Genomic DNA, 26,353 nt, shown 5'->3' on the forward strand with positions numbered 1-26,353 from the left:
CGTCTATAGCCTCGCAGATTCGTCACCGGGCCCGTTCCTTCGGCTGGGTCCGGGCGGGGCCGGACAGCGCAGCAGGGGTCTCAGCCTGTCATGCGCGCCAGTCGAGCGGCACCTGCTTGGCGGTGTCCCAGGGGCGCTCCCAGCCCGCGTAGTGCAGAATGCGGTCGATCACTCCGGCCGTGAAGCCCCACACCAGGGCGGATTCGACCAGAAATGCCGGGCCTCGATGACCGCTCGGATGGACCGTGGTCGCGCGGTTGGCCGGATCCGTGAGATCCGCCACGGGAACGGTGAAGACCCGGGCCGTCTCACCCGGATCGACGACACCGACCGGACTCGGCGAACGCCACCAGCCCAGGACCGGCGTCACCACGAAGCCGCTCACGGGGATGTAGAGCCGGGGCAGCACGCCGAAGATCTGGACCCCGCGCGGATCGAGGCCGGTCTCCTCCCTGGCCTCCCGCAGAGCGGCCCTGAGCGGCCCTGTCGTCGCCTGGTCGCCGTCCTCCGGGTCCAGGGAGCCGCCGGGGAAGGACGGTTGCCCGGCGTGGGAGCGCAGGCTTCCGGATCGCTCCATGAGGAGCAGCTCGGGGCCGCGCTCGCCCTCGCCGAAGAGCACGAGCACGGCGGACTGCCGCCCGGCGCCGCTCTCCGGCGGCAGAAAGCGGCTGAGCTGGTCGGGCTCGATCGTCCGCGCGGCGCGGGCCACGGGGTCGAGCCAGGCGGGCAGGCCCTCGGTCGTGACGGTGATCGCGGCATCCTCACCGGCGCCTGCCGCTGCGGCGGCCGCCGCGACCGCCGCCGCGGGACTGACCACTGCCGGGCCTCCTGCTGCGGGCGCGGCCGCCGCATATCTGTCCGCCGAGGGCGCGGCTGCCGCTTCTGTGCCATGTCCGCGTTCCGTGCTCTGTTCGTGCGTCTTCATAGGCACCCCTCGTCTCACAACGCCTGTCGTCACGCATTTCGTTCCGGCCGTTCCGGAACCGGCGGCGTGCGTCGGCTCCGGAGCGGTGCCGTGGTCAGCCGGCCCCGAGAGGCGGCGCGGGCCTGCCGGGGTAGTCCGCCGGCGGGCTCAGCCGCTGCCCCGGCTGGCCGCCCATCTCGTACTTCAGCAGCTTCCTGGCCTTCTCCGGGTCCGTCTCGCCCTCGCCGTACGCGGGACAGAGCGGGGCGATCGGGCAGGCGCCGCAGGCGGGCTTGCGGGCATGGCAGATCCGGCGGCCGTGGAAGACGACCCGGTGGGAGAGCATCGTCCACTCGCTCCTGGGGAAGATCGCGGCGATCTCGGCTTCGACCTTCTCCGGATCCTCCTGCTCCGTCCACCGCCAGCGCCGGACCAGACGGCCGAAATGGGTGTCGACGGTGATCCCGGGGACGCCGAAGGCATTGCCCAGGACGACATTGGCGGTCTTGCGGCCGACCCCCGGAAGCGTGACGAGATCGGCGAGCCGGCCCGGCACCTCGCCGCCGAAATTGTCCCTGAGCGCCACGGAGAGGCCTATCAGCGACTTGGTCTTGGCCCGGAAGAATCCGGTCGGCCGGATGAGCTCCTCCATCTCCTCCGGAACGGCCGCCGCCATGTCCTCGGGGGTGGGGTAGGCGGCGAAGAGCGCGGGAGTGGTCTGGTTGACCCTCAGATCGGTGGTCTGGGCGGAGAGGACCGTGGCGACCAGGAGCTCGAAGGGGTTCCTGAAGTCCAGCTCGGGGTGGGCGTACGGGTAGAGCTCGGCGAGCTCGCGGTTGATCCTGCGGGCGCGACGCACCATCGCCAGACGTGATTCCGGCTTCCGCTTTGCTCCTGCTCCCGCCGGCTTCGCCTTCGCGGGGCGTTTCACCGACTCCCTCGCGGGGCGTTTTGTCGCTTTTTCCGGGCGAATCGCACCCTGTTCGCCCACAGCGGAATCACGGCCTTCCGACACTCCATCAGCCCCCTTGGCCTGCACTCTCACCGGCGATTTGGACACCCGGCCAGCCTAGAGCCACGCACTGACATCCGCGCCTGTCACCGCGTATCCGCCCCCAATCGGCCCCCTGCCGCTCGGATCGGCACTCCCGTGCGTCAAACTGGTTTGTGATTGATCGCACTGTTTTACCGTCCGGCATGATGGGGACCACGGTTCCCTGGACAGGCCGACAAGGAGAGAACTCGTGGACGACGTTCTGCGGCGCGCCCCGCTTTTCGCGGCGCTCGATGATGAGCAGGCCGCGGAGCTCCGCGCCTCGATGAGTGAGGTGACCCTCGCACGCGGCGACGCGCTCTTCCACGAGGGCGACCCGGGCGACCGCCTCTACGTGGTCACCGAGGGCAAGGTGAAGCTCCACCGCACCTCCCCCGACGGACGCGAGAACATGCTGGCCGTCCTCGGCCCCGGCGAGCTGATCGGCGAGCTGTCGCTCTTCGACCCGGGCCCCCGCACCGCCACCGCGACCGCGCTGACCGAGGTCAAGCTCCTCGGCCTGGGCCACGGCGACCTCCAGCCCTGGCTGAACGCCCGCCCCGAGGTGGCCACGGCCCTGCTGCGCGCCGTCGCCCGCCGCCTGCGCAAGACCAACGACCAGATGTCCGACCTGGTCTTCTCCGACGTGCCGGGCCGTGTCGCCCGCGCCCTCCTCGACCTGTCGCGCCGCTTCGGCGTCCAGTCGGAGGAAGGCATCCACGTCGTCCACGACCTGACCCAGGAAGAGCTGGCCCAGCTGGTCGGCGCCTCCCGCGAGACGGTCAACAAGGCACTCGCCGACTTCGCCGGCCGCGGCTGGCTGCGCCTGGAGGCGCGCGCCGTGATCCTGCTGGACGTGGAGCGCCTGGCGAAGCGGTCCCGCTAGCCCAGGGCACCCCCTCACGACGTGGAAGGCCCCGCCGCCCGGCGGGGTCTTCCCGTGCTTGTGCCGCAGATCAGATCAGCCCGTGTTCGCCCAGGTACTCCAGCTGGGCCAGCACCGAGAGTTCCGCGGCGGGCCACAGGGACCGGTCCACGTCCGCGTACACCTGCGCCACCACCTCCGACGCCGACCGGTGCCCCGCCTCGACGGCCGTCTCCACCTGGGCCAGCCGGTGCGCGCGGTGCGCGAGGTAGAACTCGACCGCGCCCTGTGCGTCGTCCAGCACCGGACCGTGCCCCGGCAGCACCGTGTGCACGCCGTCGTCGACGGTCAGCGAGCGCAGCCTGCGGAGCGAGTCGAGGTAGTCGCCGAGCCGCCCGTCCGGATGCGCGACGACCGTGGTGCCGCGTCCGAGGATCGTGTCCCCCGTCAGCACCGCCCGGTCGGCGGGCAGATGGAAGGAGAGCGAGTCCGCGGTGTGCCCGGGGGTCGGCACGACCCGCAGCTCCAGGCCGCCGGTGGTGATCACATCGCCCGTGGTCAGCCCCTCGTCGCCCAGCCGCAGCGTCGGGTCCAGGGCGCGCACCTTGGTACGGGTCAGCTCGGCGAACCGCGCCGCGCCCTCCGCGTGGTCGGGGTGCCCGTGGGTGAGCAGGGTGAGCGCGATCCGGCGGCCCGCCCGCTCGGCTGTCTCGATGACGGCCCGCAGATGCGTGTCGTCCAGCGGGCCCGGGTCGATGACGACGGCGAGATCGGAGCCGGGTTCGGCGACGATCCAGGTGTTGGTGCCGTCCAGCGTCATCGGCGAGGCGTTGGGGGCGAGGACGTTGACGGCACGGCTGGTGGCGGGCCCGGACAGGACCCCGCCGCGCGGCTGTCCCGGAAGGGCTGCGGCCTCGGTCATACGGCCTCACCGCCCACGCCGCCGCTCGGGATGTGCTTGGTGAACTCGTCGTGTCCCGGCCAGCACAGCACCAACTCGTCACCCTCCAGCCGCGCCTGTGCCAGTACGGGGGCGAGGTCCTGGGAATCCGCCGCCTTCAGGGCCTCGGCCGCCGTCCCGAACGGCCTCAGCGCCCGCAGCGTCGACACGGTCGGCGGCATCATCAGCAGCTCGCCCCTGTCGTATCCGTCGGCCGCCTCGCCGGGCCGGATCCACACCGTGCGGTCGGCCTCCGTGGAGGCGTTGCGGGTGCGCTGGCCCTCGGGGAGCGCGGCGACGAAGAACCAGGTGTCGTAGCGGCGGGGCTCGAACTCGGGGGTGATCCAGCGCGCCCAGGCGCCCAGCAGATCCGAGCGCAGCACCAGCCCGCGCCGGTCCAGGAACTCGGCGAAGGACAGTTCCCGGGCGACCAGCGCCTGCCGGTCGGCCTCCCAGTCGGCGCCGGTGATGTCGCCGACCACCGTGCCGGCGCCCGGCCCCGCGAGGAGGACGCCCGCCTCCTCGTACGTCTCGCGGACCGCCGCGCAGACGATGGCCTGGGCCTCGGACGGAGTCCCGACGCCGAGCCGCTCGGCCCAGGTCTCCAGCGCGGGCCCGGCCCAGCCGACGAGCCGGTCGTCGTCGCGCGGGTCGACCCCGCCACCCGGATAGGCGTACGCCCCGCCGGCAAAAGCCATGGAGGCGCGGCGGCGCAGCATGTGGACGGCGGGACCGCCCTCGGTGCCAGCGGCGGAGTCCCGGAGCAGCATCACCGTGGCGGCCCGCTTCGGGGTCGCGGCCGTCAGCTCACCTGCGGCGAGTGCCCGGATCCGGTCGGGCCATTCCGGTGGGTACCACTGACCATTGGACATGGCCGGAGGCTATCCGGAACCGCGCCGATGTTCGAGAGGTGCATGGAAAGCGCATCGCGAGGCACACCGGGTCCGACAGCACACCGGTGCGCAGATGCCGCACGTGCCCCGTACACGGAAGATCCCGCCCGGTCGTGACGACCGGACGGGATCGGAAAAGCGGTGAAGAACCCGAACCTCTAGGCCCCGACCAGCTCGACCTGGACCTCGACCTCCACCGGTGCGTCCAGCGGCAGCACCGCGACGCCCACCGCGCTGCGCGCGTGCACGCCCTTGTCGCCGAGCACCGCGCCCAGCAGCTCGCTGGCGCCGTTGATCACGGCGGGCTGCCCGGTGAAGTCGGACGCCGAGGCGACGAAGCCCACGACCTTCACCACCCGCGCGATCCGGTCCAGGTCACCCGCGACGGACTTCACGGCGGCCAGCGCATTGAGCGCACAGGTCCTCGCCAGTTCCTTGGCCTCATCGGGCGTGACCTCGGCACCGACCTTGCCGGTGACCGCGAGTTTGCCGTCCACCATCGGCAGCTGGCCGGAGGTGTAGACGTACACCCCCGACTGCACGGCCGGCTGGTACGAGGCCAGCGGCGGTACGACGTCCGGCAGCGTCAGCCCGAGCTCGGCGAGCTTCGCCTCGACGGCGCCCGCCACTACGCCTTCTCCCGCTTCAGGTAGGCCACGAGCTGCTCGGGGTTGTTCGGGCCGGGAACGACCTGGACCAGCTCCCAGCCGTCCTCGCCCCAGGTGTCCAGAATCTGCTTGGTCGCGTGCACGAGAAGCGGCACGGTCGCGTATTCCCACTTGGTCATGGCCCGACTGTAATACCTGGCACGCACGGCCTCGTGCGTAGCCTGCGGCGCGACTGGTTAGGCTCGAATACGTGAGCAGGTTCCAGGTCGTCAGCGGCAAGGGCGGTACCGGTAAGACCACGGTCGCCGCCGCCCTCGCGCTTGCCCTCGCGACCGAGGGCAAGCGCACCCTTCTCGTGGAGGTCGAGGGCAGGCAGGGCATCGCCCAGCTCTTCGAGACGGAATCCCTCCCGTACGAGGAGCGAAAGATCGCCGTCGCACCGGGCGGCGGCGAGGTGTACGCCCTCGCGATCGACGCCGAGCGCGCCCTTCTCGACTACCTCCAGATGTTCTACAAGCTGGGCAGCGCGGGCCGGGCGCTCAAGAAGCTCGGCGCGATCGACTTCGCCACCACGATCGCGCCCGGCGTGCGGGACGTGCTGCTGACCGGCAAGGCCTGCGAAGCCGTACGCCGCAAGGACAAGCAGAACCAGTACGTCTACGACTACGTGATCATGGACGCCCCGCCCACCGGGCGCATCACCCGCTTCCTCAATGTGAACGACGAGGTGGCGGGGCTGGCCAGGATCGGCCCGATACACAATCAGGCCCAGGCCGTGATGCGGGTGCTGAAGTCCCCGGAGACCGCCGTCCATCTGGTGACGCTGCTGGAGGAGATGCCGGTCCAGGAGACCGCGGACGGCATCGCCGAGCTGCGCGCCGCCGAACTGCCGGTGGGCCGGGTCATCGTGAACATGGTGCGGCCCCATCTGCTGGACGAGGACACCCTGCGCACCGCCGTGGGCGGCCGCCGCAAGGAGATCGCCAAGGCGCTGACGAGGGCGGGAGTGACCGGCTCCGCGGGGCTCGTGCGCCCCCTGGTCGAGCAGGCGGCCGAGCATGCCCAGCGGGTCGAGCTGGAGCGCGAACAGCGCGCCGTCCTCGCGGACCTGGAGCTTCCGGGGTACGAACTCCCGCTGATCGACGAGGGGATGGACCCGGCCGGTCTCTACGACCTGGCGACCGAGCTCCGCAAGCAGGGCGTGGGCGAAGGGGCGGGACAAGGGGTGGGTACATGACACAGCGCACGGACGCGGCCACGAAGACGGACCCGGCCGCGAAGACGGACACGGCCGGATCCCCCGCTCCCGCGCCCGCGCTGGACGCCGACGCGCTGCTCGACGATCCCGACATCCGGATCGTCGTGTGCTGCGGTTCGGGCGGCGTCGGCAAGACCACGACCGCGGCGGCGCTGGGCGTACGGGCGGCCGAGCGCGGCCGCAAGGTCGTCGTGCTCACCATCGACCCGGCCCGCAGACTCGCCCAGTCCATGGGCATCGACTCGCTGGACAACATCCCGCGCCGGGTGCCGGGCATCGAGGGCGCGGGCACCGGGGAACTGCACGCCATGATGCTCGACATGAAGCGGACCTTCGACGAGATCGTCGAGGCGCACGCGGACGGCGAGCGGGCCCGCGCGATCCTGGAGAACCCCTTCTACCAGTCCCTGTCGGCCGGTTTCGCGGGCACACAGGAGTACATGGCGATGGAGAAGCTCGGGCAGCTGAGGGCGCGCAACGAGTGGGACCTGATCATCGTCGACACCCCTCCGTCGCGCTCCGCGCTGGACTTCCTGGACGCTCCGAAGCGGCTCGGTTCGTTCCTGGACGGAAAGTTCATCAAGCTGCTGATGGCCCCGGCGAAGATGGGCGGCCGGGCGGGGATGAAGTTCCTGAACGTCGGCATGTCGATGATGACCGGTACCCTCGGCAAACTGCTCGGCGGTCAGTTCCTGCGCGACGTACAGACCTTCGTCGCGGCGATGGACACCATGTTCGGCGGATTCCGTACCCGGGCCGACGCCACGTACAGACTGCTCCAGGCGCCCGGTACGGCGTTCCTCGTCGTCGCGACACCGGAGCGGGACGCGCTGCGCGAGGCGGCGTACTTCGTGGAACGGCTGGCCGCGGAGGAGATGCCGCTGGCCGGTCTGGTGCTGAACCGGGTCCACGGCAGCGATGCCGCCCGGCTCTCCGCCGAGCAGGCTCTGGCCGCCGCAGAAAATCTTGACGGGGTCGGCATTGTGGATCAGACGGCCGGGAAGGCTGGACTTCGTGACCCGGCCGACCGGTCGGCCGACTCCCCCGCGGCCGTTCCTGCGCCCGGTGCCGCACCGGACACCACCCCCGACGCCACGCCCGACAACTCCGAGCGTGAGGACAGCGAAGACCGCGAGCCGACGCCGGGACACGTTCCCGATACCCCTGGAACCCCCTCCGTCGAGGAGCTGACCGCAGGTCTGTTGCGGCTGCATGCCGAACGGATGCAGGTGGTCGCGCGCGAACAGCGCACACGCGACCGCTTCACCGCGCTGCACCCCGAGGTCGCCGTGACCGAAGTGGCCGCGCTGCCCGGTGACGTACACGACCTCGAAGGACTTCGGGCCGTAGGGGACCGGCTCGCGACCGGTTCTGTCCCGGCCGGAGCTGCGTAACCGCTCGTCAGCCCTATCCCACCGCGGCGTACCTCTCGTGCAGTTCGTCGTCGTCCAGTCCGATCACCACGGGCAGGATGCCCGTCGACTGCTCGTACTCGCTGCGTGCGGTCTCCAGCAGCCGGCGCCAGGACGTGACGGTGGGCCGCCTGCGCAGCAGTGCGCGGCGCTCCCGCTCGGTCATTCCGCCCCACACGCCGAATTCGACGCGATTGTCCAGCGCATCGGCCAGGCACTCCGTCCGCACCGGGCATCCGGTGCACACCGCCTTGGCCCTGTTCTGCGCTGCCCCTTGTACGAACAGTTCATCCGGATCGGTAGTGCGGCAGGCTGCCTGCGCACTCCAGTCGGTTACCCAGCCCATCACGGCGCCGTCCTCTCCCGAATCGAGGCTCCCCCACGGCGGTAGCGGCATATTCACCGCTGCCGGTTGAGGACGTTACGGAAGGTAGGGGCAGCACAACACCCCCTTCGGGCCCAATCTTGAATGGCCCGAACGGACTATGCGTATGCGGCAGATCACCCAGGGGAGTGAGGCGAGGGCATACGCGACCATCCCGTCAGAATCGGGACAGTTCACCTGGATCACAACGGACGTTCAGTGACACACAAGGCGAATTCGGGAGCACCTGAGGTCGTGGCCGAAATATGCACGGGGGTTGATACGGAACCGGACAGCTGTGACAGTTGAGAGCAGCTTAGGCCAAGGCATATACGTGTGTCCGGCGAATGAGAACGTAGGCTGCCCCCATGCCAAAGAAGCGCTCGGGCGGGGGTCTCTCGACGACCCAGCAGGCCGCCAAGTTCCTCGGTGTCGCCGCACTCTCCGGAGTCGTGCTCGCGGGCATCGCGCTGCCGGCCGCCGGAGCACTGGGGCTCGCCACCAAGGGAACGGTCGAGGGATTCGACGAGATCCCCGCCAACCTCAAGACCCCGCCGCTGAGCCAACGCACCACGATCCTGGACAGCAAGGGCGGAATGATCGCCTCGGTGTACTCGCGCGACCGCACGGTGGTCCCGCTGAAGAACATCTCGCTGTACATGCAGCAGGCGATCGTCGCGATCGAGGACGCCCGCTTCTACGAGCACGGGGCCATCGACCTCAAGGGCATCCTGCGCGCGCTGAACCGCAATGTGCAGACGGGCGGGACCGCCGAGGGCGCCTCGACCCTCACCCAGCAGTACGTGAAGAACGTCTTCGTCGAGGAGGCGGGCGACGACCCGGACAAGGTCGCGCAGGCCACCCAGCAGACGATGGGCCGCAAGGTCCAGGAGCTGAAGTACGCGATCCAGGTCGAGGAAGAGCTCGGCAAGAAGAAGATCCTGGAGAACTACCTCAACATCACCTTCTTCGGGCAGCAGGCGTACGGCATCGAGGCCGCCTCCCAGCGCTTCTTCTCCAAGTCGGCGAAGGACCTGACGCTGGAGGAGTCCGCACTGCTGGCCGGCGTCGTGCAGTCGCCCAGCCGCTACGACCCGGTCAACGACACGGCCGAGGCCACCAAGCGCCGCAACATGGTGCTCCAGCGCATGGCGGACGTCGGGAACATCTCGCAGGCCGAGGCCGACAAGGCGAAGGCGAACCCGATCAAGCTGAAGGTCAAGAAGCCGCAGAACGGCTGCATCACGGCCGTCAGCGGCGCCGGCTTCTTCTGCGACTACGTACGCCACGTCTTCCTCACCGACCCGGTCTTCGGCGAGACCAAGGAGGACCGGGCCAAGATCTGGAACCGGGGCGGCCTGACCATACGGACGACGCTGGACCCGCAGTCCCAGCAGTCGGTGCAGGCCTCGATCAAGAACCACGTCTACAAGTCGGACAAGGTCGCGACGGCCGTGACGCTGGTCCAGCCGGGCACCGGCAAGATCATGGGCATGGGCCAGTCCAAGCCGTACGGCTTCGGGACCAACGAGACCCAGTACAACTACTCGGTCAACAAGTCCATGGGCGGCTCCAACTACGGCTTCCCGACGGGTTCGACGTTCAAGCCCTTCCTCGCCGCCGCGGCCATAGAGGGCGGCAAGCCGGCCACGCAGGTCTATCCGTCCCCGTACGAGATGGACTACCCGGACACGGTGCGGTCCTGCGGGAAGCCGTGGGTCAACGACGGGGTGCCGAAGTATCACCTGGAGAACGAGAGCGAGACCGAGAAGGGCCCGTACGCGCTGAAGGAAGCGATGGAGAAGTCGGTCAACACCTACTTCGTCCAGATGCTCCAGGACATCGGCATGTGCCCGGTCTCGCAGATGACCGACAAGCTCGGCGTGGTGCAGGGCGACGGCACCAAGCTCCCGCAGAACCCGTCGACCCTGACCCTCGGCTCCAACGGTCTGTCGCCGCTGACGATGGCCAGCGCGTACGCCGCCTTCGCCAACCGGGGCACGTACTGCACGCCGATCGCCATCGAGTCGGTCAACAAGGCCGACGGCAGCTCGCTCCCCGTGCCCAAGACCTCCTGCTCGCAGGCGATGTCGCCGACGACGGCCGACACCGTCAACACGCTGCTGCGCGGCGTGGTCGACTCCGGTACCGGGCAGGAGGCGGGCCTCCAGAGCCGCGACAACGCGGGCAAGACCGGTACGACCGACGCCCGCAAGAACGCCTGGTTCGTCGGGTACACGCCGAACATGTCCGGCGCGGTCTGGGTCGGCAGCCCGTCCCAGAGCGTCGAGATGGAGCGCATCACGATCGGTGGCGTGTACCAGGACAAGGTGTACGGCGGACAGGTCCCCGGACCCATCTGGCGTGACGCGATGACGGGCGCCCTCAACGGCGTGGCCGCTCCCCCCTTCAACACGGTCGACATCCCGGACCCGCCGACGAACGACGACCGGGGCCGGGACAGGGGCCGGGGCCGCGACGAGGGACGGCCCGGCGCCGGGGGCAAGAAGCCCACCGACAAGAACCCGTTCCCGGGCATCACCATCCCGCCGAACCTGACCGGCGGGAACAACGGCGGCGGCCACCGCGGCCAGACCAACAGCGGCACACAGGGCCCCTGAGCCACACGGCTCGACCCCTGACATGAAGGTGGGGTGTCCGGATCGATCCCGGTCCGGACACCCCACCTTCATGTCCCTGCGCGTACGTCCTGCATACGTCGCGCGGGCTCAGCCCGCGAGGAGCTTCTTCACCGAGGCGGCCACCCGGCCGCCGTCCGCGCGCCCCGCCACCTTCGGGTTCACGATCTTCATGACGGCGCCCATCGCGCGCGGCCCCTCGGCCCCGGCGGCCCTGGCCTCCTCGACGGCGGACGCCACGATCACGCCCAGCTCGTCGTCGCTCAGCTGCTTCGGCAGGTACGCGTCGAGGATCTCGCCCTCCGCCTTCTCACGCTCGGCCTGCTCGGTCCGGCCGCCCGTCGCGAAGGCTTCGGCCGCCTCGCGGCGCTTCTTCGCCTCCTTGGCGATCACCTTCTGCACCTCGTCGTCGGAGAGCTCGCGGGCCGTCGTGCCGCTGACCTCCTCCTTCGTGATGGCGGTGAGGGTCAGCCGCAGCGTGGACGAGGTCAGCTCGTCACGCGCCTTCATGGCCGTGGTGAGGTCTTCCTTGAGCTTGGACTTGAGCGTGGTCATGTGCTGATTGTGGCAGGTACGGGGCGACCGGCGCCCGCCGGTTTTCTGCTGGCCGCATGGTGTCTGCGACGATGGGCGCATGCGCGCACGCTACGGAGTACCCCTGAAAGTCACGGCAGTCGGCGCGGCGATCGGCGCAGCCACTCTCGCCTACGCCGCCGGATTCGAGGCACGCTCGTTCCGGCTTCGACGGGTCACCATTCCCGTACTCCCGCACGGGGCACGCCCGTTGCGCGTGCTCCAGGTCTCCGACATCCACATGGTGAGCGGCCAGCGCAAGAAGCGCGCCTGGCTCCAGTCGCTGGCCGGTCTGCGCCCGGACTTCGTCGTGAACACCGGCGACAACCTCTCCGACCCCGAGGCCGTGCCCGAGCTGCTCGACGCGCTCGGTCCGCTGATGGAGTTCCCGGGGGTGTACGTCTTCGGCTCCAACGACTACTACGGCCCCAAGCTCCGCAACCCCGCCCGCTACCTCTTCGAGAAGGCCCAGGGCAAGCACGGCCTCAACGGGAACGCGCCCGCGGTCGGCGTCGTCCACAACCCGTGGGAACCGATGCGCGACGCCTTCGACGAGGCGGGCTGGCTGGGCCTGTCCAACACCCGCGGCCGCCTCAAGACCGACGGCCTGGAGATCGCCTTCACCGGCCTGGACGACCCGCACATCAAGCGCGACCGCTACGCGGAGGTGGCGGGCGGCCCCGAAACGGGCGCCGACCTCTCCATCGGCGTGGTCCACGCCCCCTACCTGCGCTCCCTGGACGCCTTCACCAGGGACGGCTACCCCCTGATCCTGGCCGGTCACACCCACGGCGGCCAGCTCTGCATCCCCTTCTACGGGGCCCTGGTCACCAACTGCGACCTGGACACGGACCGGGTCAAGGGCCTCTCCACCCACTCCGTCGACGACCACCGCGCCTACCTCCACGTCTCCGCCGGCTGCGGCACCAACCGCTACACCCCGGTCCGCTTCGCCTGCCCCCCGGAGGCAACCCTGCTGACCCTGACGGCCCGGGACTGAGCGCCCGGCCCCTTCCCCGGCCGATGGAACAGAAACCGGATTTCGTCTGCGGGCGCGGGTGGGCTAAAGTAATCGATGTCGCCGGGACACCGGCGGCGATCGGGGTGTAGCGCAGCTTGGCAGCGCGCTTCGTTCGGGACGAAGAGGTCGTGGGTTCAAATCCCGCCACCCCGACAGCTGAAACACCAGGTCAGGGGCCTGATCCACTTAGTGGATCAGGCCCCTGAGTGGTTCCTGGAGATCGTTTGGGAGAAATCCGGGAGAAGATCCTGGTCGGCTTCTCCCAGCACGCGATCACCGTGACCGCTGGTAGCCGACGCTTCGGTCTGCCGCGGCCCGACCGCGCCACCCGGGTCTCTTCACGCCCGGTCTTCACTCGGGATCGTTCTCCTTGCCGTCCTCGGCCGAGCGCCGCGCAGGCAAGGTGCGAGGGTTCTCGAAGGTGCCTGCCCGAGGTCCGAAGAGCGTCGCCGTCGAGAATGCGTGTGGTCGTGGAGTGGGCGGGCACGACACCTCATCAGATGACGGCGCCAGTCGGTGTTTGTCGGCGTACCGGAACGTCAACGTGGATTCGTCCGTACCCCGGCAGCGGATGAGTGCAACGGCCTCTGTCATCACCACCCGGTCCACAGCAGGTGGTTGACGAGCAGGGCGACGACAGCCTGTGCGGTCAGCCAGCCGCGCCGGGTGCTGGTGGGCAGAAGGGCGGCGGCGGGCAGCAGCCAGAGGATGAAGGGCTGCCAGATGCGTTCCGTCTCCGCCTTGCTCATCCCGGACAGGTCGGCGGCCAGGAGCGCCAGGAACGCCATCAGTGTGAGCAGAATCAGCCGTTGGGACGCATGGGCGGTGCCGGTGCGCAGCGTACGTACGGCTCCGGGGGTGCCGGCCGCGGCCCGGCGGAGTCCGGCGACCGTGGCGAGGCCCGCGGCGATCGCGGTGCAGGCGAGATTCGCCCAGACCCAGTAGGAGTACGGGCGGATACCGCCGGCCCCTTGGTAGTAGCGCTCGACCAGCAGCCGGTAGCTCTCCCACCAGTCGTAGCCCGCCAGGGTGAAGAGGACCGGGACGACCAGCGCTCCGGCGAGGAAGAGGGGGACGGAGCGGGCTCTACGGGCGAGGACGAGGACGCCCAGGAGCAGAAACGCGATCAGCGTCAGACCGTAACTGAGGTAGCAGGTCAGCCCGAACAGCAGACCGGAGGCGAATGCGGCGGCCATGGGGAGGCGGACCGAACGGGTCGCGGCCAGGGCGAGGAGGGCCACGGACCAGGCGGCGACGGCGGCGAAGCAGGCATCCGCCGAGGTGCCGGTCCACACCGCGACCGGTGCGAGGACCAGGAACGGGGCTGCGCGGCGTGCGAGGCGTTCGTCGGCCAGGACTCGGAGCGTGATCAGGGCGGCCGGGACGGCGGAGGCGCCGACCACGATGCACCAGCCCCCGGCCCAGCCTCCGCCGCCGAGCCCGATGCGGTCGAGCAGGACGAAGGTGAGCGTGGCGCCCGGTGGATGGCCGGCGACATGGGTGGGCCAGTTGTCCGGGGAGCCGATCAGGATGTGGTCGTCGAAGCCGCGCAGGGCCGCACCGATGTCCTGGAAACGGTCGATGGCCTGCAGATATTCATGCTTGGTGGTGAGCCGTCCGGCGATGCCCCGGCCCCAGCCGTCGATCAGCGCCAGCGAGAAGACCCAGGCGAGCGACGCCGCCCAGGCGGCCGGGAGCAGCGCCCGCCGGCGGATACGGTCGGCCAGCGGCGGCCCGTAAGCGACGACGGCCGCTGCCACGGCGACGGCGGCCGGGGTGCCGGGGCCGGTGTGCGGGTACCAGGACGCCAGCAGGGGAGGCCAGTGGACGTGGAGGCTTCCGTCGGCGTCCTGGATCGACCGGCCGACGAGCACGGCGGCGGTGACGAGCAGAACGCCCGCCGCAGCGGCGATCAAGTCGCTGCGGCGGGCGGTGCGGCGACCGGTTTCGTCCATCGTTCGGTGACCGGTTTCGTCCATGGCGGGATGTTCTGTGCGGTCCTCGGTCTTCACGCAGGCACGCTATGCACAGCAGGGCGGTTCGCGTGAGTGCCGCAGGATCGTGTCACCGAACCGTCAGATCTTGCTCCGGCTGCCCGCTCCGGGGTGTGACGTCAGAGATTCGTCAGGAGTCGTACGCCCTGCGGTCGGGCGGCCCGGGCATAGCTTCGGGACATGGGTGACAGACGTTTCGGAAAAGGTTCCCCCTTCTCGCTTCCGGACTCGGCAACGGGTCGTGGCCCGGCCTTCACCGGGCGGCTTCCCTCCGCGCCCGGGTTCTGGCGCAGCCCGGTGCGCGGCGTCCGGTTCACGGCGGTGCTCGGGCTGATCCTGCTCGCCGGGCTCACCCTGCTGTTCGTGACCGGTCTGCTGTCGTACGCCGCGTACAACCCGGACCTCGCGCCGGTCAACGACAAGACGCCGGGCAAGGGCCTGCTGGGGTTCTATCTCTTCGCCTGGCCGACCGGTCCGCACTGGCTGTACCGGCTGACCCAGGGGCTGCACGTCACGGTGGGCATCGCCCTCGTCCCGGTACTGCTGGCGAAGCTCTGGTCGGTGATCCCGAAACTCTTCGTGCTGCCGCCGGTCCGGTCGGCAGGGCATGCGCTGGAGCGGGTGTCGCTGCTGCTGCTCGTCGGCGGAGCACTGTTCGAGTTCATCACCGGACTGCTCAACATCCAGCTGGAGTACGTGTTCCCGGGGTCGTTCTATCCGCTGCACTTCTACGGGGCGTGGGTGTTCTTCGCCGCGTTTCTCGCCCATACCGGGCTGAAGCTGCCGCGGGCCGTCCGGGTGCTGCGGGGCGGCCGGCTGGAGGGCTCCGCGCCGGGCGAGGCGGATGAACTGGCCGCCCCCGACCCCGCTCTGCCGACCATTTCCCGGCGCGGTGCGCTCGCCATGACGGGCGGTGGGTCGCTGCTGCTGCTGATCACGTCGGCGGGCCGGAGCTTCGACGGGCCGCTACGGCAGGTCGCCCTCCTCACCCCGCACGGCGCGGCCGAACCGGGCCCGGGGCCGAACGGCTTCCAGATCAACAAGACGGCCGCAGCCGTCGGGGTGACGGCGGCCGATGCGGGGCGGGACTGGCGGCTGACCGTCAGTGGGCCCGCCGGGAAGATCCGGCTCAGCAGGGAACAGCTGCTGGCCATGGACCAGCACAGCGCGGCGCTGCCGATCGCGTGCGTGGAGGGCTGGGCGACGTCGGACCAGTGGTGGCGCGGAGTGCGTCTGAGGGATCTGGCGGCCCTCGCGGGGTATCCGGACCGGCCGCCGGGGGTGCTGGTGGAGTCCGTCCAGCGCAGCGGGGCGTTCCGGAAGGCGGCGCTCCGCGACAACCAGGTGCGCGACCCGCGCGCGCTGCTGGCATTGCAGGTCAACGGCGAGAACCTCTCGCTCGATCACGGATATCCGGCACGGATCATCGTCCCGGCGGCCCCTGGCGTGCTCAACACCAAATGGGTGACCCGGCTGACGTTCGAGGCGCTGTGAGCGGGAAGGCGGGGAACCGGGTGAATCCGCGAGTGGTTCTCAGACGTTGGTACGGGGAAGGGCCGCTGCATCTCCTCCTGCTGGCCGCGACATTCGCCCTCGCGGGCTATGCGGGCGTACGGCTGCTGGGGGGCGACACCTTCGCGATCGTGGTGTGGTTCATCGGCTCCGCACTCCTGCACGATCTCGTGTTGCTGCCGCTGTACGCGTCGGCGGACCTGGTCCTGCGCCGGGCGCTCGGGCCCCGTACCCGGCTGGTCAACTACGTCCGCGTACCGACCTTCCTCTCCGGCCTGCTCCTGCTGATGTGGTGGCCGCTGATCACCCGGCACGCGGTGCGGTACGAGCCCTACAGCGGGCTGTCCCTCGATGTGTTCCTGGGGAACTGGCTGCTGATCACGGGGTTGCTGTTCGCGGGCTCGGCGCTGTTGCTCGTCATCCGTGCCGCCCGGTTGCGACGCAGGGACACGAGGGGACGGCCGTCCGCCTCCCACTGATCGACGGGCTGCCAGCCGTACGCCCGCGCACCGCAGCAGGGCCGGTGCGCCGAGCCGGGCCCAGGGAAAGGGTGAGGCGGTCGCGGGGCCGAAGGCGCCGGTGGCGGCGGCCGCCGTGCCGCGTCCGTCGTCCAGCCGGACCTGGAGTCTCTCGTCGTTGTCCTGGCCCTCGCCCGGCAGGGTCGAAGACGGAGCGGTGCAGCGCCGCTCCACCGAGTCGAAGGGCGTGGGCGACGGCGGGTCTCATCGGATCTCCGCCGGGGTCAGCAGGGCGAGCGTCGCGGCGAACCGGCCGTGCGGCGCCGCGGCGGCGACAGCGACGGCGTCTTGTGCGGTGTCCACATCACGCAACTGCGGAAGGTCGCGCACGGTCAGCCCGGCGTCGACCAGGCGCCGGCGCTGGACCGCTCCGGTCTCGGGTACGGACATGGGAACGCCGAGCAGGAGCTCCGGGGCGGGGACCGCCAGTCCGAGTGCCCAGAAGCCGCCGTCGTCGGCCGGTCCGAACCAGGCGTCGCAGCCGTCCCAGGCGGCAGGACGGAGCGCGGCGGCCAGGTGGGCGGCGGTGATCTGGGGGGTGTCCATGCCGATGAGGAGAGTCGGGCCAGTACAGCAGGCGAAGGCCGCGGCAAGCCGTTCGTCGAGGCGGCCGGTGCCTTGCGGCAACACCTCGATGCCGGGCGGCAGCCACGGTCCCGGCTGTCCTTCGAGGACGACGGCGCGGCGCCGGGCGGGCAGGGTGCACACGGTCCGCAGAGTGTCACCGAGCGCCGCCTCGGCGAGCCGGGCGGCCTGGGCGGGCGTGAACGGCGGGGTGAGCCGGGTCTTGACCCGGCCCTGCAGCGGTTCCTTGGCGATGACCAGCACGGTCGTGGGGCCCGACAGGTCCTCGGCCGAGCGGAGGCCGACTGGGGCGCTCACCGGGGCACCCCCGGACGCGCGGTCCCCGGAGCCGTCCCGGCCGGTGGCTGGAGCAGCACCGCGCGCATGTCGCGCACCGCCTGCCAGGTACCCCGCCAGGTGCCGGTGACCTTCGACTTTCCGCTGCGAGGGAGATACGGGACGTCGGTCTCCGCGACCCGCAGCCCGGCGTCCGCCGCGCGGACCACCATCTGCAGTGGGTAGCCGCTGCGCCGGTCGGTGAGACCGAGCGCCAGTAGATCCGCCCGGCGCCCGGCCCGCATCGGGCCGAGGTCGTGCAGCCGCAAACCGGTACGGCGGCGCAGCATCCGGGCCAGCGCGAAATTGCCGACGCGGGCGTGCAGCGGCCAAGCACCGCGGCCCTCGGGGCAGCGGCGGCCGAGCAGCAGGTCGGTCTCACCGTCGGCGATCCGGCGTACGAAGGCGGGGAGCAGGCCGGGGTCGAGGGAGCCGTCGCAGTCGCAGAAGCAGACGAACTCCGCCTCGGCGGCGAGCAGTCCGGCATGGCAGGCGGCGCCGAAGCCGCGTCGCTGCTCGTGCACGACGGTGGCGCCGAGCGAGCGGGCCAGCTCGGCCGATCCGTCGGTGGAGCCGTTGTCGACGACGATCGCGCGCCAGCCGTCCGGGACGGCGTCCAGCACCCGGGGCAGTGCCGCGGCCTCGTCCAGACAGGGCAGGACGACATCGGCATTCGGCGTAGGGATGCGGGCGTACGGAGGGCCCGTCAGGGAGGAGTCGGTCACGCCGCTCACCCTACGGAGCAGAAACCGACATTCCGGGCTCCGTTTTCTTACGAAAAATGGACGTCGGCCCGGTAGCAGCGAACCGGGCCCGCGTGCCGCACCTGCACGCCGGGGTGGTGCGATGGAGAACATCCCGGACGGTTCAGGCCCAGGTGCGCACAGGGGCCACGCGGGCGTCCGCAACGTGGCCGGCGGCTGCTGCTTCGAGATCACGCTCCCTCTGGCATTCACATGAGCCCGTCACTCTCAGTATCCAGACGGGTCCTCGCCGGAGCGAGCCGGTGAACTCCCGGTGTCCGGGCGCATCCCCCGCAACGGGGCCGTCGCGAACTCCGCCATTCCCTTGGCGAACCCTTCCTGCGGATTCCAGCCCAGCTCGTCCCGCAGCCGTCGTGAGTCCGCAGTGACATGGCGTACATCACCGAGCCGGTATTCGCCGGTGACCTTCGGAGCAGGGCCACCATGTGCCGAAGCCAGTGCCGAGGCCATCTCGCCGATGGTGCGGGGATCCCCACTCCCGGTGTTGTAAACAGCGAAACTGCCCGGCCCGCGCCCTTTGACGGCTTCCAGTGCCAATGCGTTCGCGGCCGCCACATCCCGTACGTGGACGAAATCCCTCCGTTGGCAGCCGTCCTCGAAGACCCGGGGGGCCTCTCCACGGGCCAGAGCCGACCGAAAGAAAGAGGCGACACCGGCGTACGGTGTGTCGCGCGGCATCCCCGGTCCGTACACGTTGTGGTAGCGCAGCGACACCGCGGACCCGCCCGTCGCGCGCGCCCAGGCCGCGGTGAGATGTTCCTGGGCGAGCTTGGTGGCCGCGTACACATTGCGCGGGTCCGTGGGCGCTTCCTCGGCGACCAGGCCAGGTGCCAACTCCGCACCACAGCCTGGACAGTGTGGCTCGAACCGGCCCGCGTCCAGGTCGGCCACCGTCCTCGGTCCCGGCCGGACCGTGCCGTGGCGGGGGCAGTCGTAACGTCCCTCGCCGTAGACCACCATCGAACCGGCCAGGGCCAGGCTTCGCACACCCGCCTCGGCCATCGCCGCAAGCAGCACAGCCGTCCCGAGATCATTGCACCCGACGTACTCGGGCGCGTCCGCGAAGTCATTTCCCAAGCCGACCATCGCTGCCTGATGACACACGGCGTCGATGCCCCGTAGAGCCCTGTCCACCGCCTCCCGATCGCGAACGTCCGCGATGATTCGCTCGGCGTCGCAGTCTGCGGGGTCTACTGCCGCACCGTGTACCGAAGACAGCAGTGCGTCGAACACGACTGCCTGATGCCCGGCCGATGAGAGGGTGCGGACAATCTCCGACCCGATAAATCCGGCTCCACCGGTAACCAGTACGCGCATGGCGCCCACGCTAGGCCGCCGGCGAATCGCATGGCCGGTTCCGGCGCGGCGCGTCACGGGATCATGAGAGATGTCCTGCGGACGCCCGCAGACGGGACGTTCTTGCGGACCTCGGCCGGGGTCCTGCCCAGTCGGTACGTCGTGTGCCGTTGGGCGGTCCACCGGCTCCATCTCGCGAAAGCGAGCCTGGTTCCCTCCGCCATCTGCCGGAAGGTGCCCCGCCCGTACCGCGCGGGGTCGGTCGCGCTGTCCAGCACGAAGCGGTCGGATCGCCGGGGGAACAACTGCATCGGCCGGCATGCTCAGACCCGACGCTCCGCGGCCGCCGGGGTTGAACAGCAGCACGCCGCGGGCCAGGGGTCTCACCGCCGCATCGCCGCAGGTCCCAGGCGCCGAGGGCCGTGCGCTCCGCGGCGAGCAGCAGGGCGAGTACGACGGCGGTCACCAGGCTCCATCCCACGTCGGGGATCCACAGCAGCGCCATGGCCGGCGTGCCGCCCAGGGTCGAGGGCAACCACCACAGGAGCGCCGCGAGGGTCAGCGTGGCGGCGACCGATGCGGTGGTGGTCAGTGCGATCCTGCGCCGGGAGCGGGCGCGGGCCGCCGTGCGGCGTCGGGGCAGGCGGCGCAGGGCCGGGGCCGCCAGGCAGAGCAGGAGGGCGGCGGCGAGGCCCGCCGTGGTCCACGGCAGGACGATGGCGAGGGGGTCCGTCGGCGTGGCGCGGGGGGTCGCTCCGGAGAGCAGCTGCGCCGCTCCGAAGGCAGCGTCGCCGAACTCCTGGGCGCGCAGCTGGTGGTAGGCGTTCTGCAGGACGATCACGGCCCGGTCACTGTCGGGCAGCATGACGACCATGGCGTGGTGACCGGGCAGCGCTCCGTCCTTCCAGACCATGCGCTCACCGGTGCCCTTGAGCGTTCCGACGGACCAGCCGAGGCCGTAGCGGCCGACGCTGCCGTCCACATGGCCACGCTGGGTTTCGGCCGTTCCCTTCGCCGAGAGCACCCGCCGCCCGTCCAGCCGGCCGCCGTCGAGTTCGGCGAGGACGAACCGGGTCAAGTCCCGGAGGCTGCCGCCCACATGACCGAAGGGGACGCCTGCGGTGTCGTACGGCGCGTCGAACCGCACCGGGGTGCCGAAGACGGACCGGTGACCGGGCGCCACCCGTTCACGCTCGAAGTCCTGCTCGGTGGCGACGGCGTGGTCCATGCCGAGCGGGTCGAGGACCCTCTCGTGCAGGTACGTACCGAACGGTCGCCCCGAGACCTCCTCTACCAGCGCGCCGAGCACGGCGTAACCGGCGCTGGAGTACGCGTACGACGTACCCGGCCGGGAGGTCGGAGCGATCCGCGCGAGGTCACGGACCGCGTCGGCGAGGGCGCCCGGCGCGTTGTCGTAGCGGTCGCCGATCTCGTTGCCGGCGGAGGCGGGGATGCCGCTGGTGTTGGTGAGCAGGTGCCGGACCGTGATGCGGTCGGACACGTCCGGGTCGACGAGCCTGAACCGGGGGAGGTACGTCCGCACCGGTTCGTCGAGGTTCACCCGGCCCGCCTCCACGAGCTGCATCACGGCGAGACCGGTGACCGGCTTGGACACCGAGCCCCAGAGGAACGGGGTGTCCGGTGTGACGGCCCGGCCCCTGCCGTCCTCGCCGAAGCCGCGCCGGTGCACGACGCGGCCGTCCTCGATCACGGCGAGCGCGGCGCCGGGCGTGCCCGTCGCGTCGAGCCGGCCTCGGACGAACGCGTCGATCTCCCGCACGGTCCCGGCCTCGTCGGCGGCCGCGGCGCGGGAGGCCGCACCCGTCGGCGCCGTCGTCCGTGCTCCCGCACCCTCGGCTGCCGCGGTCGCGGGAGCGAGCGCGGCCAGCGCACCCGCCACCAGTCCCGCTGCGGCCGACTTCCCCAGCCCTGTGCGCCATCGGCGCCCCTGTGTCCTGCCCGTCGCCGCCATGTCCGCAGCCACCCTCGATTCGCGTCCGTTTTTACAATACGAGCATATTGTTTAAGGGTTCCGCAAGGCAGGGCGACGGTTACCCTGACGGCATGCCGAAGGTCGTCGATCACCAAGCCAGGCGCGTCCAGGTCGCCGACGCCGTGCAGGAGCTGATCACCGAGCAGGGACTCGACCGGGTGACCATGGCCCGGACCGCCGCCACGGCGGGCGTCTCCGTGGGCCACGTACAGCACTACTTCTCGACCAAGGACGAGATGCTGCTGTTCACCCACGATCGCGTCGTACGGAAGATCCTCGACCGGGTCTCGACGCTCGGCGAGCGCGCGACGCGTCAGCGGCTGCCGATCCGCGACGTGGTCACCGAAGGGCTCGCCGAGTGGCTCCCGGTGGACCCGCGCCGCCGCTCGGCACATCGGGTGGTGCTGGCGTTCCTGGGCCGCACCATCGACAATCCGCAGCTCGCGAGCGCCCACGCCGAGACGGGTCGGCTCATCCGCTCGATGCTCGCCACGGCCGTCCACAACGGCAAGGAGTGCGGCGAGGTCCCGCACGACACCGATCCGGCCCTCGCCTCCTTCGAGCTCCACTGCCTGACCGAAGGCCTGGCCCTGGAGCTCGGCTCCGACCCCGACACCGACGCCTCCCGTGCCGCTCTCGGCCTCGTCGCGGCGCGCGTCCGGGCCGTCTTTTCCGGCCGGTGCCGCCAGTACGAGTGACCGCCGCCGGATCCGGGCCCCGGAGGGAGTCGCGCCAGGCGCCCACCACCCGGAATGCACCTTTCGCACCTACATGCGAGTCTGGTGATGGCCCATCGTCCGAGATCCGCAACAGGAGGCACGATCGTGGGCAAGAAGCAGAGTCGGCAGAACCGCGGTGCCCGCACCGGCGGCCACGAACGCAGCGCTGCTCCGGAAGTGAAGGAGCAGACGCGGCCAACGGCTGCCCAGGAGACGGTGCACTCGATCTCAGAACAGGTCTCCCACCGGAAGCAGCGGAGGTTCGGCCACAACTGATCCTCTTAGAACCACGACAACCGCCCTCTGCGGCGGCACCCCCCTTGGGGGCAGCCGCCGCAGAGGGCGGTTTTTTTGTGTTGCGGATACCCACCGGGGGGTGCCGAGGGGGCGGTTGAGGGGGCCGGGTGGGGTGCCGAGGCGGGGTGCCGAGGTGGGGTGCTGAGCCGATCCGTCCGCCGGATCCCGTAGGCCCGCGTGCCCGTTGAGCGGACGCGCGCCGACGTACGAACTCCCGCCGGTACACCACCCATTCGGGGATCTGCCGGAGGTTTATCTACGCGCGGAGCTGCAACGCTCGAACGATCATTCGGGCATATCAGACCAGTTCTTCCGCAGCTATTACCGGCCGGTACCAATAGCTGCTAGAAACGTGGCGCTCACTCAACCCCCCACCCACCCCCCACACTTCGGAGGGCTGACAGCCATGTCAGTACGGAGATTCTGGGCGTCCGCATCCACTCTGGTCCTCGCCGCCGTGGCCGCGCTGGGCGTTGCCCAGCCGGCCTCGGCAGACTCCTCGGCCGCCGCCGGTGGGTACGTCGCCCTCGGCGACTCGTACTCCTCCGGCGTCGGTGCGGGGAGCTATCTGTCCGACAGCGGCGACTGCCGCCGCAGCACCAAGGCCTATCCCTACCTCTGGGCCGCTGCGAACTCCCCCTCTTCCTTTGCCTTCGTGGCCTGTTCCGGTGCCACGACCAGCTCGGTGGCCGGGACCCAGCTGGGGGCGTTGAACTCGTCCACCGGCCTGGTCAGCGTCACCGCGGGCGGCAACGACGTCGGGTTCGCCGATGTCATGCAGGACTGCGTGCTGTCCGGCGAGGCCGCCTGCCTCAGCAGCGTCGGCTCGGCCGTCTCGCAGATCCAGAACTCGCTTCCTTCCGGGCTGAGTTCGCTCTACGGCGCCATCCGGTCACGGGCCCCGCAGGCCCACGTCGTGGTGCTGGGCTACCCCCGCTTCTACCAGCTGAGCGGCAGCTGCATCGCCGGGCTCTCGGAAAAGGAGCGGTCGGCCATAAACAACGCGTCCGACGTGCTGAACGGGGTCATCGCCAAGCAGGCGGCCGACGCCGGGTTCACGTTCTCCAGCGTGGTCGACGAGTTCACCGGGCACGAGCTGTGCTCCGGTGACGCGTGGCTCCACAGCGTGTCGCTGCCGATCTACAACTCGTACCACCCCAAGGCCGCCGGTCAGTCCGGTGGTTACCTTCCGGCCTTCCGCTCGGCCGCGTAGGACGCGGACGACGGAGGTGCAGCAGCGCGGCGGGCTGCCGGGGGTCTCCCGGAGGCCCGCCGCACTGCTGTCACGGTCGGGCGGCGGGAGCGGTCGTTGTGGCGCCCGGCCGGTGCAGGGTCAGGGCGGTGACCGCGGCGAGTACGGCGGTGGCCGCGGCGGCCCACCAGCCGTGGCGGAACGCGTCGAGCGCCTCGCCCGGCCCGTCCGGCGCACCGAGCAGCGTGACCATCAGCGCCACACCCAGCACCGAACCCGTCTGGCGGGCCATCGAGGTGACGGCCGATCCGGTGGCGAACCGGGTGGGCGGGAGCGCCGCGGCGGCCGCGCCGACCAGGGTGGGGAGGGCCAAGCCGACGCCGATGCCGGTGACCACCATGCCGGGGAGGAAGCCGCTCGCGTAATGCGGGGCCGTATCGAGCGCGAGGGCCCACCAGGCCAGCCCGGAGGCGAAGAGCAGGCAGCCGAGCGCCGCGGTGCGGCCCGCTCCGAGCCGGCGGACGACCGGTCCTGCGAGGACGGCGAGCACGGGCACGACCAACGGCCCCGGCGCGATGGCCAGTCCGGTACGGATCGCCGAGTACCCCCACACCTGCTGGCACCAGAGCACCGCCGTCAGCAGCATGGCCGCGAACGCGACGGTGAAGAGCAGAGCCCCGAGGGTGGCCGTCGCGAAGACCCGGGTACGCAGCATCGGCAGTTCGACGACCGGGGCCGGATGACGGGCCGAGCGCACCCAGAAGCCCGCGGCGAGGACGGCCGCCGCGAGCAGCGGAACCAGGACCCGTGGCGAACTCCAGCCCCAGGCATCGGCCTTGACCAGGGCGAACGCCAGAGCACCGATCGCGAGGGTGAGCAGCACCGCCCCGACGAGGTCCGGGAACGGGCCCTCGCGGTGCGGGCGGGCATCGGGCAGCAGCCTTACGCCCGCGAGCAGTCCGATCACGCCGACCGGCACATTGACCAGAAAGACCCAGCGCCAGTCCGCCTCCACGAGCACACCGCCGACCACCGGGCCGAGACCGGCCGCGATGCCGCCGATCGCCGCCCAGCTCCGGATGGCCCGGGGGCGGTGCTCCGCCGGGGTGTTGACGAGCAGCAGGGCGAGGGACGTCGGCATGAGCGCGGCGGCCCCGGCCGCTTGCAGCGCGCGGGCGGCCACCAGCCAGCCGACTCCCGGGGCGAAGGCGCAGAGCGCGGAGGCGACGGTGAAGACCGCAAGGCCGAGGAGGAAGCCGCGGCGGTGGCCGAACCGGTCGGCGAGCCGGCCCGCGACGACGAGCAGGGCGGCGAAGACGATCGCGTACGCGTTGAGCACCCAGGACAGCGAGGCGAGGGAGCTGCCGTCGAAGGCGTCGCCGAGTGCGGGGACCGCGACATTGACGATGAACAGGTCGAGATTCACGACGATGACACCGGCCGAAATGATCCAGGCGGTGGCGCGCGAGGAGGGGGTGGGGGGAGAGGGGGAAGCAGTCGCCCGATCAGCCACCACGACGTGTGAGTTTGATTTTCCAACTGTCATGGCGGCAAGGTAGCGCCAGTGAGTTTGAGATGGCAACCTTGTGTGATGAGTACTGCACAGGAACCCCACGCCCGTACCGCCCCGACGGTCGCGCTGCCCGGTCGGCCCTGCTCGGCCGCGGCGGCGCTGCACGTGGTGGGTGAGAAGTGGGCGTTGCTCGCGGTGCGCGAGATCTTCTTCGGCAACCACCGGTTCGAGGCGATCGCCCGTAACACCGGCGCACCCCGCGACCGTCTCGCGGCGCGGCTGCGTTCACTGGAGCAGGCGGGGGTGGTGGAGCGGCGGCCCTACAACGAACGCCCGCCGCGCTACGAGTACCACCTGACCGATTCCGGACGCGATCTCGCGCCGGTCATCCGGGCGCTGCTGGACTGGGGCGACCGATGGGTGCTGGAGGACCGGCCGGTGGTCATGATCCACGAGCCGGCTGCGGACGGGGACGGCCAGGCGCACGGGCAGGCACCCGCGCACGCGCACGATCTCGACGCGGCGTGGATCTGCCGCACATGCGGCGAGGAAGTCGTGATGAACACGCTGACGGTCGACGTCCGCTCCCCCGGCTGGGACCGCTCCGGCCCCAGGGCGCCGAGCCCGTCCGGCGACTGACGGCGGCTTCGGAGTCGGCGTGCGCGCGGCGGGAGACCGCAGGGACGTCCGGCGTCAGTACCGCTCGGCGAGATGCTCGCGGCCCGCCGGGGGCTCGTACGGCTCGGGCCAGAAGTCGGTGATCTCTCTGATCCGCCCCGTCGCGTCGAACACGAAGAATTGACTTCCTCCCCCTCGTGAACGAGGGGGATTCCTACGGCTCGCGCCGTGGGGGTTTCTGCTTCGTCGCCGACTGCCCGCCCGGAGAACTCCGTTGGGGTCTTACACCAGCTCCACAGACTGTTACCGCCAGCCCGGCGGCCAGAAGGTTCTTCGCTGCGTTCACGTCCCGGTCGTGGGTCGTTCCGCAGTCGCACGTCCAGGTACGGACGTTCAGCGGCATCTTCCCGACGAGGGTGCCGCAGGCGGAGCACAGCTTGGACGAGGGGAACCATCGGTCGACGGCGATCACCTCGCGCCCGTACCAGGCGGCCTTGTACTCCAGCATGGAGCGGAACTCGCTCCAG

General features: G+C 70.7%; 26 protein-coding genes, 1 tRNA gene and 1 pseudogene. 12 read left to right on the plus strand and 16 right to left on the minus strand.

Annotation, left to right across the window (positions count from 1 at the left end; genetic code table 11):
- Positions 1 to 88: 88 nt before the first annotated feature.
- Positions 89 to 751 carry an NUDIX hydrolase gene (locus BT364_RS23165; protein WP_256260180.1) on the minus strand — a complete coding sequence of 221 codons (663 nt, stop codon included), beginning with the start codon at positions 749 to 751 and terminating at the stop codon, positions 89 to 91.
- Positions 752 to 1,019: 268 nt separating this feature from the next.
- Positions 1,020 to 1,835 (minus strand): endonuclease III, encoded by an 816-nt coding sequence (gene nth, locus BT364_RS23170; RefSeq protein WP_256260173.1) that lies wholly within the window; start codon positions 1,833 to 1,835, stop codon positions 1,020 to 1,022.
- A gap of 313 nt (positions 1,836 to 2,148) precedes the next feature.
- Between nth and BT364_RS23175 the strand changes: the two genes are divergently transcribed.
- Positions 2,149 to 2,823 (plus strand): Crp/Fnr family transcriptional regulator, encoded by a 675-nt coding sequence (locus BT364_RS23175; protein WP_014046869.1) that lies wholly within the window; start codon positions 2,149 to 2,151, stop codon positions 2,821 to 2,823.
- A gap of 70 nt (positions 2,824 to 2,893) precedes the next feature.
- Here the strand turns inward: BT364_RS23175 and BT364_RS23180 are convergent, their stop codons facing one another.
- The 4 genes from BT364_RS23180 to BT364_RS40285 form a co-directional block, all read right to left on the minus strand.
- Positions 2,894 to 3,724 (minus strand): MBL fold metallo-hydrolase, encoded by an 831-nt coding sequence (locus BT364_RS23180; protein ID WP_072487151.1) that lies wholly within the window; start codon positions 3,722 to 3,724, stop codon positions 2,894 to 2,896.
- Positions 3,721 to 4,614, minus strand: a complete 894-nt coding sequence (locus BT364_RS23185) for an NUDIX hydrolase (protein WP_072487152.1) — start codon at positions 4,612 to 4,614, stop codon at positions 3,721 to 3,723. Before BT364_RS23185 ends, BT364_RS23180 begins: the two co-directional genes overlap by 4 nt.
- 179 nt (positions 4,615 to 4,793) lie before the next feature.
- Positions 4,794 to 5,264 (minus strand): RidA family protein, encoded by a 471-nt coding sequence (locus BT364_RS23190; RefSeq protein ID WP_072487153.1) that lies wholly within the window; start codon positions 5,262 to 5,264, stop codon positions 4,794 to 4,796.
- Positions 5,264 to 5,422: a Sp36 family protein gene (locus BT364_RS40285; RefSeq protein ID WP_003967454.1), complete on the minus strand. Its 159-nt coding sequence runs from the start codon at positions 5,420 to 5,422 to the stop codon at positions 5,264 to 5,266. The genes BT364_RS23190 and BT364_RS40285 overlap by 1 nt, the downstream gene beginning before the upstream one ends.
- 71 nt (positions 5,423 to 5,493) lie before the next feature.
- Here BT364_RS40285 and BT364_RS23200 point away from each other — a divergent pair, with 71 nt between their 5' ends.
- Both BT364_RS23200 and BT364_RS23205 read left to right on the plus strand, forming a co-directional pair.
- Entirely contained in the window at positions 5,494 to 6,480 is a 987-nt protein-coding gene (locus BT364_RS23200) for an ATPase BagA (RefSeq protein ID WP_072487154.1), read from the plus strand.
- Positions 6,477 to 7,895, plus strand: a complete 1,419-nt coding sequence (locus tag BT364_RS23205; RefSeq protein ID WP_256260175.1) for an ATPase BagB — start codon at positions 6,477 to 6,479, stop codon at positions 7,893 to 7,895. The genes BT364_RS23200 and BT364_RS23205 overlap by 4 nt, the downstream gene beginning before the upstream one ends.
- Positions 7,896 to 7,908: 13 nt before the next feature.
- Here BT364_RS23205 and BT364_RS23210 read toward each other — a convergent pair whose 3' ends face one another.
- Positions 7,909 to 8,259, minus strand: a complete 351-nt coding sequence (locus BT364_RS23210) for a WhiB family transcriptional regulator (RefSeq protein WP_177328207.1) — start codon at positions 8,257 to 8,259, stop codon at positions 7,909 to 7,911.
- 386 nt (positions 8,260 to 8,645) lie between these two features.
- Here BT364_RS23210 and BT364_RS23220 point away from each other — a divergent pair, with 386 nt between their 5' ends.
- Entirely contained in the window at positions 8,646 to 10,898 is a 2,253-nt protein-coding gene (locus BT364_RS23220; protein ID WP_072487157.1) for a transglycosylase domain-containing protein, read from the plus strand.
- Between the two features lie 108 nt (positions 10,899 to 11,006).
- On the opposite strand, the gene BT364_RS23225 is transcribed toward BT364_RS23220, so the two are convergent.
- Positions 11,007 to 11,471 carry a GatB/YqeY domain-containing protein gene (locus tag BT364_RS23225; RefSeq protein WP_072487158.1) on the minus strand — a complete coding sequence of 155 codons (465 nt, stop codon included), beginning with the start codon at positions 11,469 to 11,471 and terminating at the stop codon, positions 11,007 to 11,009.
- A 79-nt stretch (positions 11,472 to 11,550) separates the two neighbouring features.
- On the opposite strand from BT364_RS23225, the gene BT364_RS23230 reads away from it, so the two are divergent.
- Together BT364_RS23230 and BT364_RS23235 are read left to right on the plus strand one after the other, a co-directional pair.
- The gene (locus BT364_RS23230; RefSeq protein ID WP_072487159.1) at positions 11,551 to 12,489 is read left to right on the plus strand and encodes a metallophosphoesterase; all 939 of its coding nucleotides are present in this window, start codon (positions 11,551 to 11,553) and stop codon (positions 12,487 to 12,489) included.
- A 100-nt stretch (positions 12,490 to 12,589) separates the two neighbouring features.
- Positions 12,590 to 12,663, plus strand: a tRNA-Pro gene (locus tag BT364_RS23235).
- 440 nt (positions 12,664 to 13,103) lie between these two features.
- On the opposite strand, the gene BT364_RS23240 is transcribed toward BT364_RS23235, so the two are convergent.
- Positions 13,104 to 14,522, minus strand: coding sequence for a hypothetical protein (locus BT364_RS23240; RefSeq protein ID WP_072487160.1), 1,419 nt, complete (start codon positions 14,520 to 14,522; stop codon positions 13,104 to 13,106).
- Positions 14,523 to 14,684: 162 nt separating this feature from the next.
- Between BT364_RS23240 and BT364_RS23245 the strand changes: the two genes are divergently transcribed.
- Both BT364_RS23245 and BT364_RS23250 read left to right on the plus strand, forming a co-directional pair.
- Positions 14,685 to 15,998: a molybdopterin-dependent oxidoreductase gene (locus BT364_RS23245; RefSeq protein WP_072487161.1), complete on the plus strand. Its 1,314-nt coding sequence runs from the start codon at positions 14,685 to 14,687 to the stop codon at positions 15,996 to 15,998.
- Complete coding sequence (locus BT364_RS23250; RefSeq protein WP_371268637.1) at positions 15,965 to 16,495, plus strand: hypothetical protein; 531 nt, start codon at positions 15,965 to 15,967, stop codon at positions 16,493 to 16,495. The genes BT364_RS23245 and BT364_RS23250 overlap by 34 nt, the downstream gene beginning before the upstream one ends.
- 243 nt (positions 16,496 to 16,738) lie before the next feature.
- Here the strand turns inward: BT364_RS23250 and BT364_RS23255 are convergent, their stop codons facing one another.
- From BT364_RS23255 to BT364_RS44305, 4 genes are all read right to left on the minus strand, one after another.
- Positions 16,739 to 17,416, minus strand: coding sequence for a TIGR04282 family arsenosugar biosynthesis glycosyltransferase (locus tag BT364_RS23255; protein ID WP_256260176.1), 678 nt, complete (start codon positions 17,414 to 17,416; stop codon positions 16,739 to 16,741).
- Positions 17,413 to 18,159 carry a glycosyltransferase family 2 protein gene (locus BT364_RS23260; protein WP_072487183.1) on the minus strand — a complete coding sequence of 249 codons (747 nt, stop codon included), beginning with the start codon at positions 18,157 to 18,159 and terminating at the stop codon, positions 17,413 to 17,415. Before BT364_RS23260 ends, BT364_RS23255 begins: the two co-directional genes overlap by 4 nt.
- Positions 18,160 to 18,405: 246 nt before the next feature.
- Complete coding sequence (locus tag BT364_RS23265; protein WP_072487184.1) at positions 18,406 to 19,515, minus strand: NAD-dependent epimerase/dehydratase family protein; 1,110 nt, start codon at positions 19,513 to 19,515, stop codon at positions 18,406 to 18,408.
- Positions 19,516 to 19,576: 61 nt separating this feature from the next.
- Positions 19,577 to 21,466 (minus strand): serine hydrolase domain-containing protein, encoded by a 1,890-nt coding sequence (locus tag BT364_RS44305; protein WP_079179597.1) that lies wholly within the window; start codon positions 21,464 to 21,466, stop codon positions 19,577 to 19,579.
- A 92-nt stretch (positions 21,467 to 21,558) separates the two neighbouring features.
- On the opposite strand from BT364_RS44305, the gene BT364_RS23275 reads away from it, so the two are divergent.
- The 3 genes from BT364_RS23275 (at position 21,559) to BT364_RS23280 (ending at position 23,716) form a co-directional block, all read left to right on the plus strand.
- Entirely contained in the window at positions 21,559 to 22,185 is a 627-nt protein-coding gene (locus tag BT364_RS23275; RefSeq protein WP_072487164.1) for a TetR/AcrR family transcriptional regulator, read from the plus strand.
- Between the two features lie 126 nt (positions 22,186 to 22,311).
- Positions 22,312 to 22,482, plus strand: coding sequence for a hypothetical protein (locus tag BT364_RS40290; protein ID WP_256260177.1), 171 nt, complete (start codon positions 22,312 to 22,314; stop codon positions 22,480 to 22,482).
- A gap of 427 nt (positions 22,483 to 22,909) precedes the next feature.
- On the plus strand, positions 22,910 to 23,716 hold the full coding sequence (locus BT364_RS23280; RefSeq protein ID WP_072487165.1) for an SGNH/GDSL hydrolase family protein: 807 nt from the start codon (positions 22,910 to 22,912) through the stop codon (positions 23,714 to 23,716).
- A 70-nt stretch (positions 23,717 to 23,786) separates the two neighbouring features.
- Here BT364_RS23280 and BT364_RS23285 read toward each other — a convergent pair whose 3' ends face one another.
- Positions 23,787 to 25,211, minus strand: a complete 1,425-nt coding sequence (locus tag BT364_RS23285; protein WP_218172449.1) for an MFS transporter — start codon at positions 25,209 to 25,211, stop codon at positions 23,787 to 23,789.
- Positions 25,212 to 25,286: 75 nt separating this feature from the next.
- Between BT364_RS23285 and BT364_RS23290 the strand changes: the two genes are divergently transcribed.
- On the plus strand, positions 25,287 to 25,847 hold the full coding sequence (locus BT364_RS23290; protein WP_072487166.1) for a winged helix-turn-helix transcriptional regulator: 561 nt from the start codon (positions 25,287 to 25,289) through the stop codon (positions 25,845 to 25,847).
- A 54-nt stretch (positions 25,848 to 25,901) separates the two neighbouring features.
- Here BT364_RS23290 and BT364_RS41045 read toward each other — a convergent pair.
- Together BT364_RS41045 and BT364_RS23295 are read right to left on the minus strand one after the other, a co-directional pair.
- A pseudogene (locus tag BT364_RS41045) lies at positions 25,902 to 26,006 on the minus strand (nuclear transport factor 2 family protein); the annotation flags it as partial.
- A 34-nt stretch (positions 26,007 to 26,040) separates the two neighbouring features.
- A partial coding sequence (locus BT364_RS23295) for a zinc ribbon domain-containing protein (protein ID WP_143166531.1) occupies positions 26,041 to 26,353 on the minus strand: 313 nt, incomplete at its 5' end.

The organism is Streptomyces atratus (assembly GCF_900119365.1).
In the GTDB taxonomy this organism is placed as follows: Bacteria; Actinomycetota; Actinomycetes; order Streptomycetales; family Streptomycetaceae; genus Streptomyces; species Streptomyces atratus_B.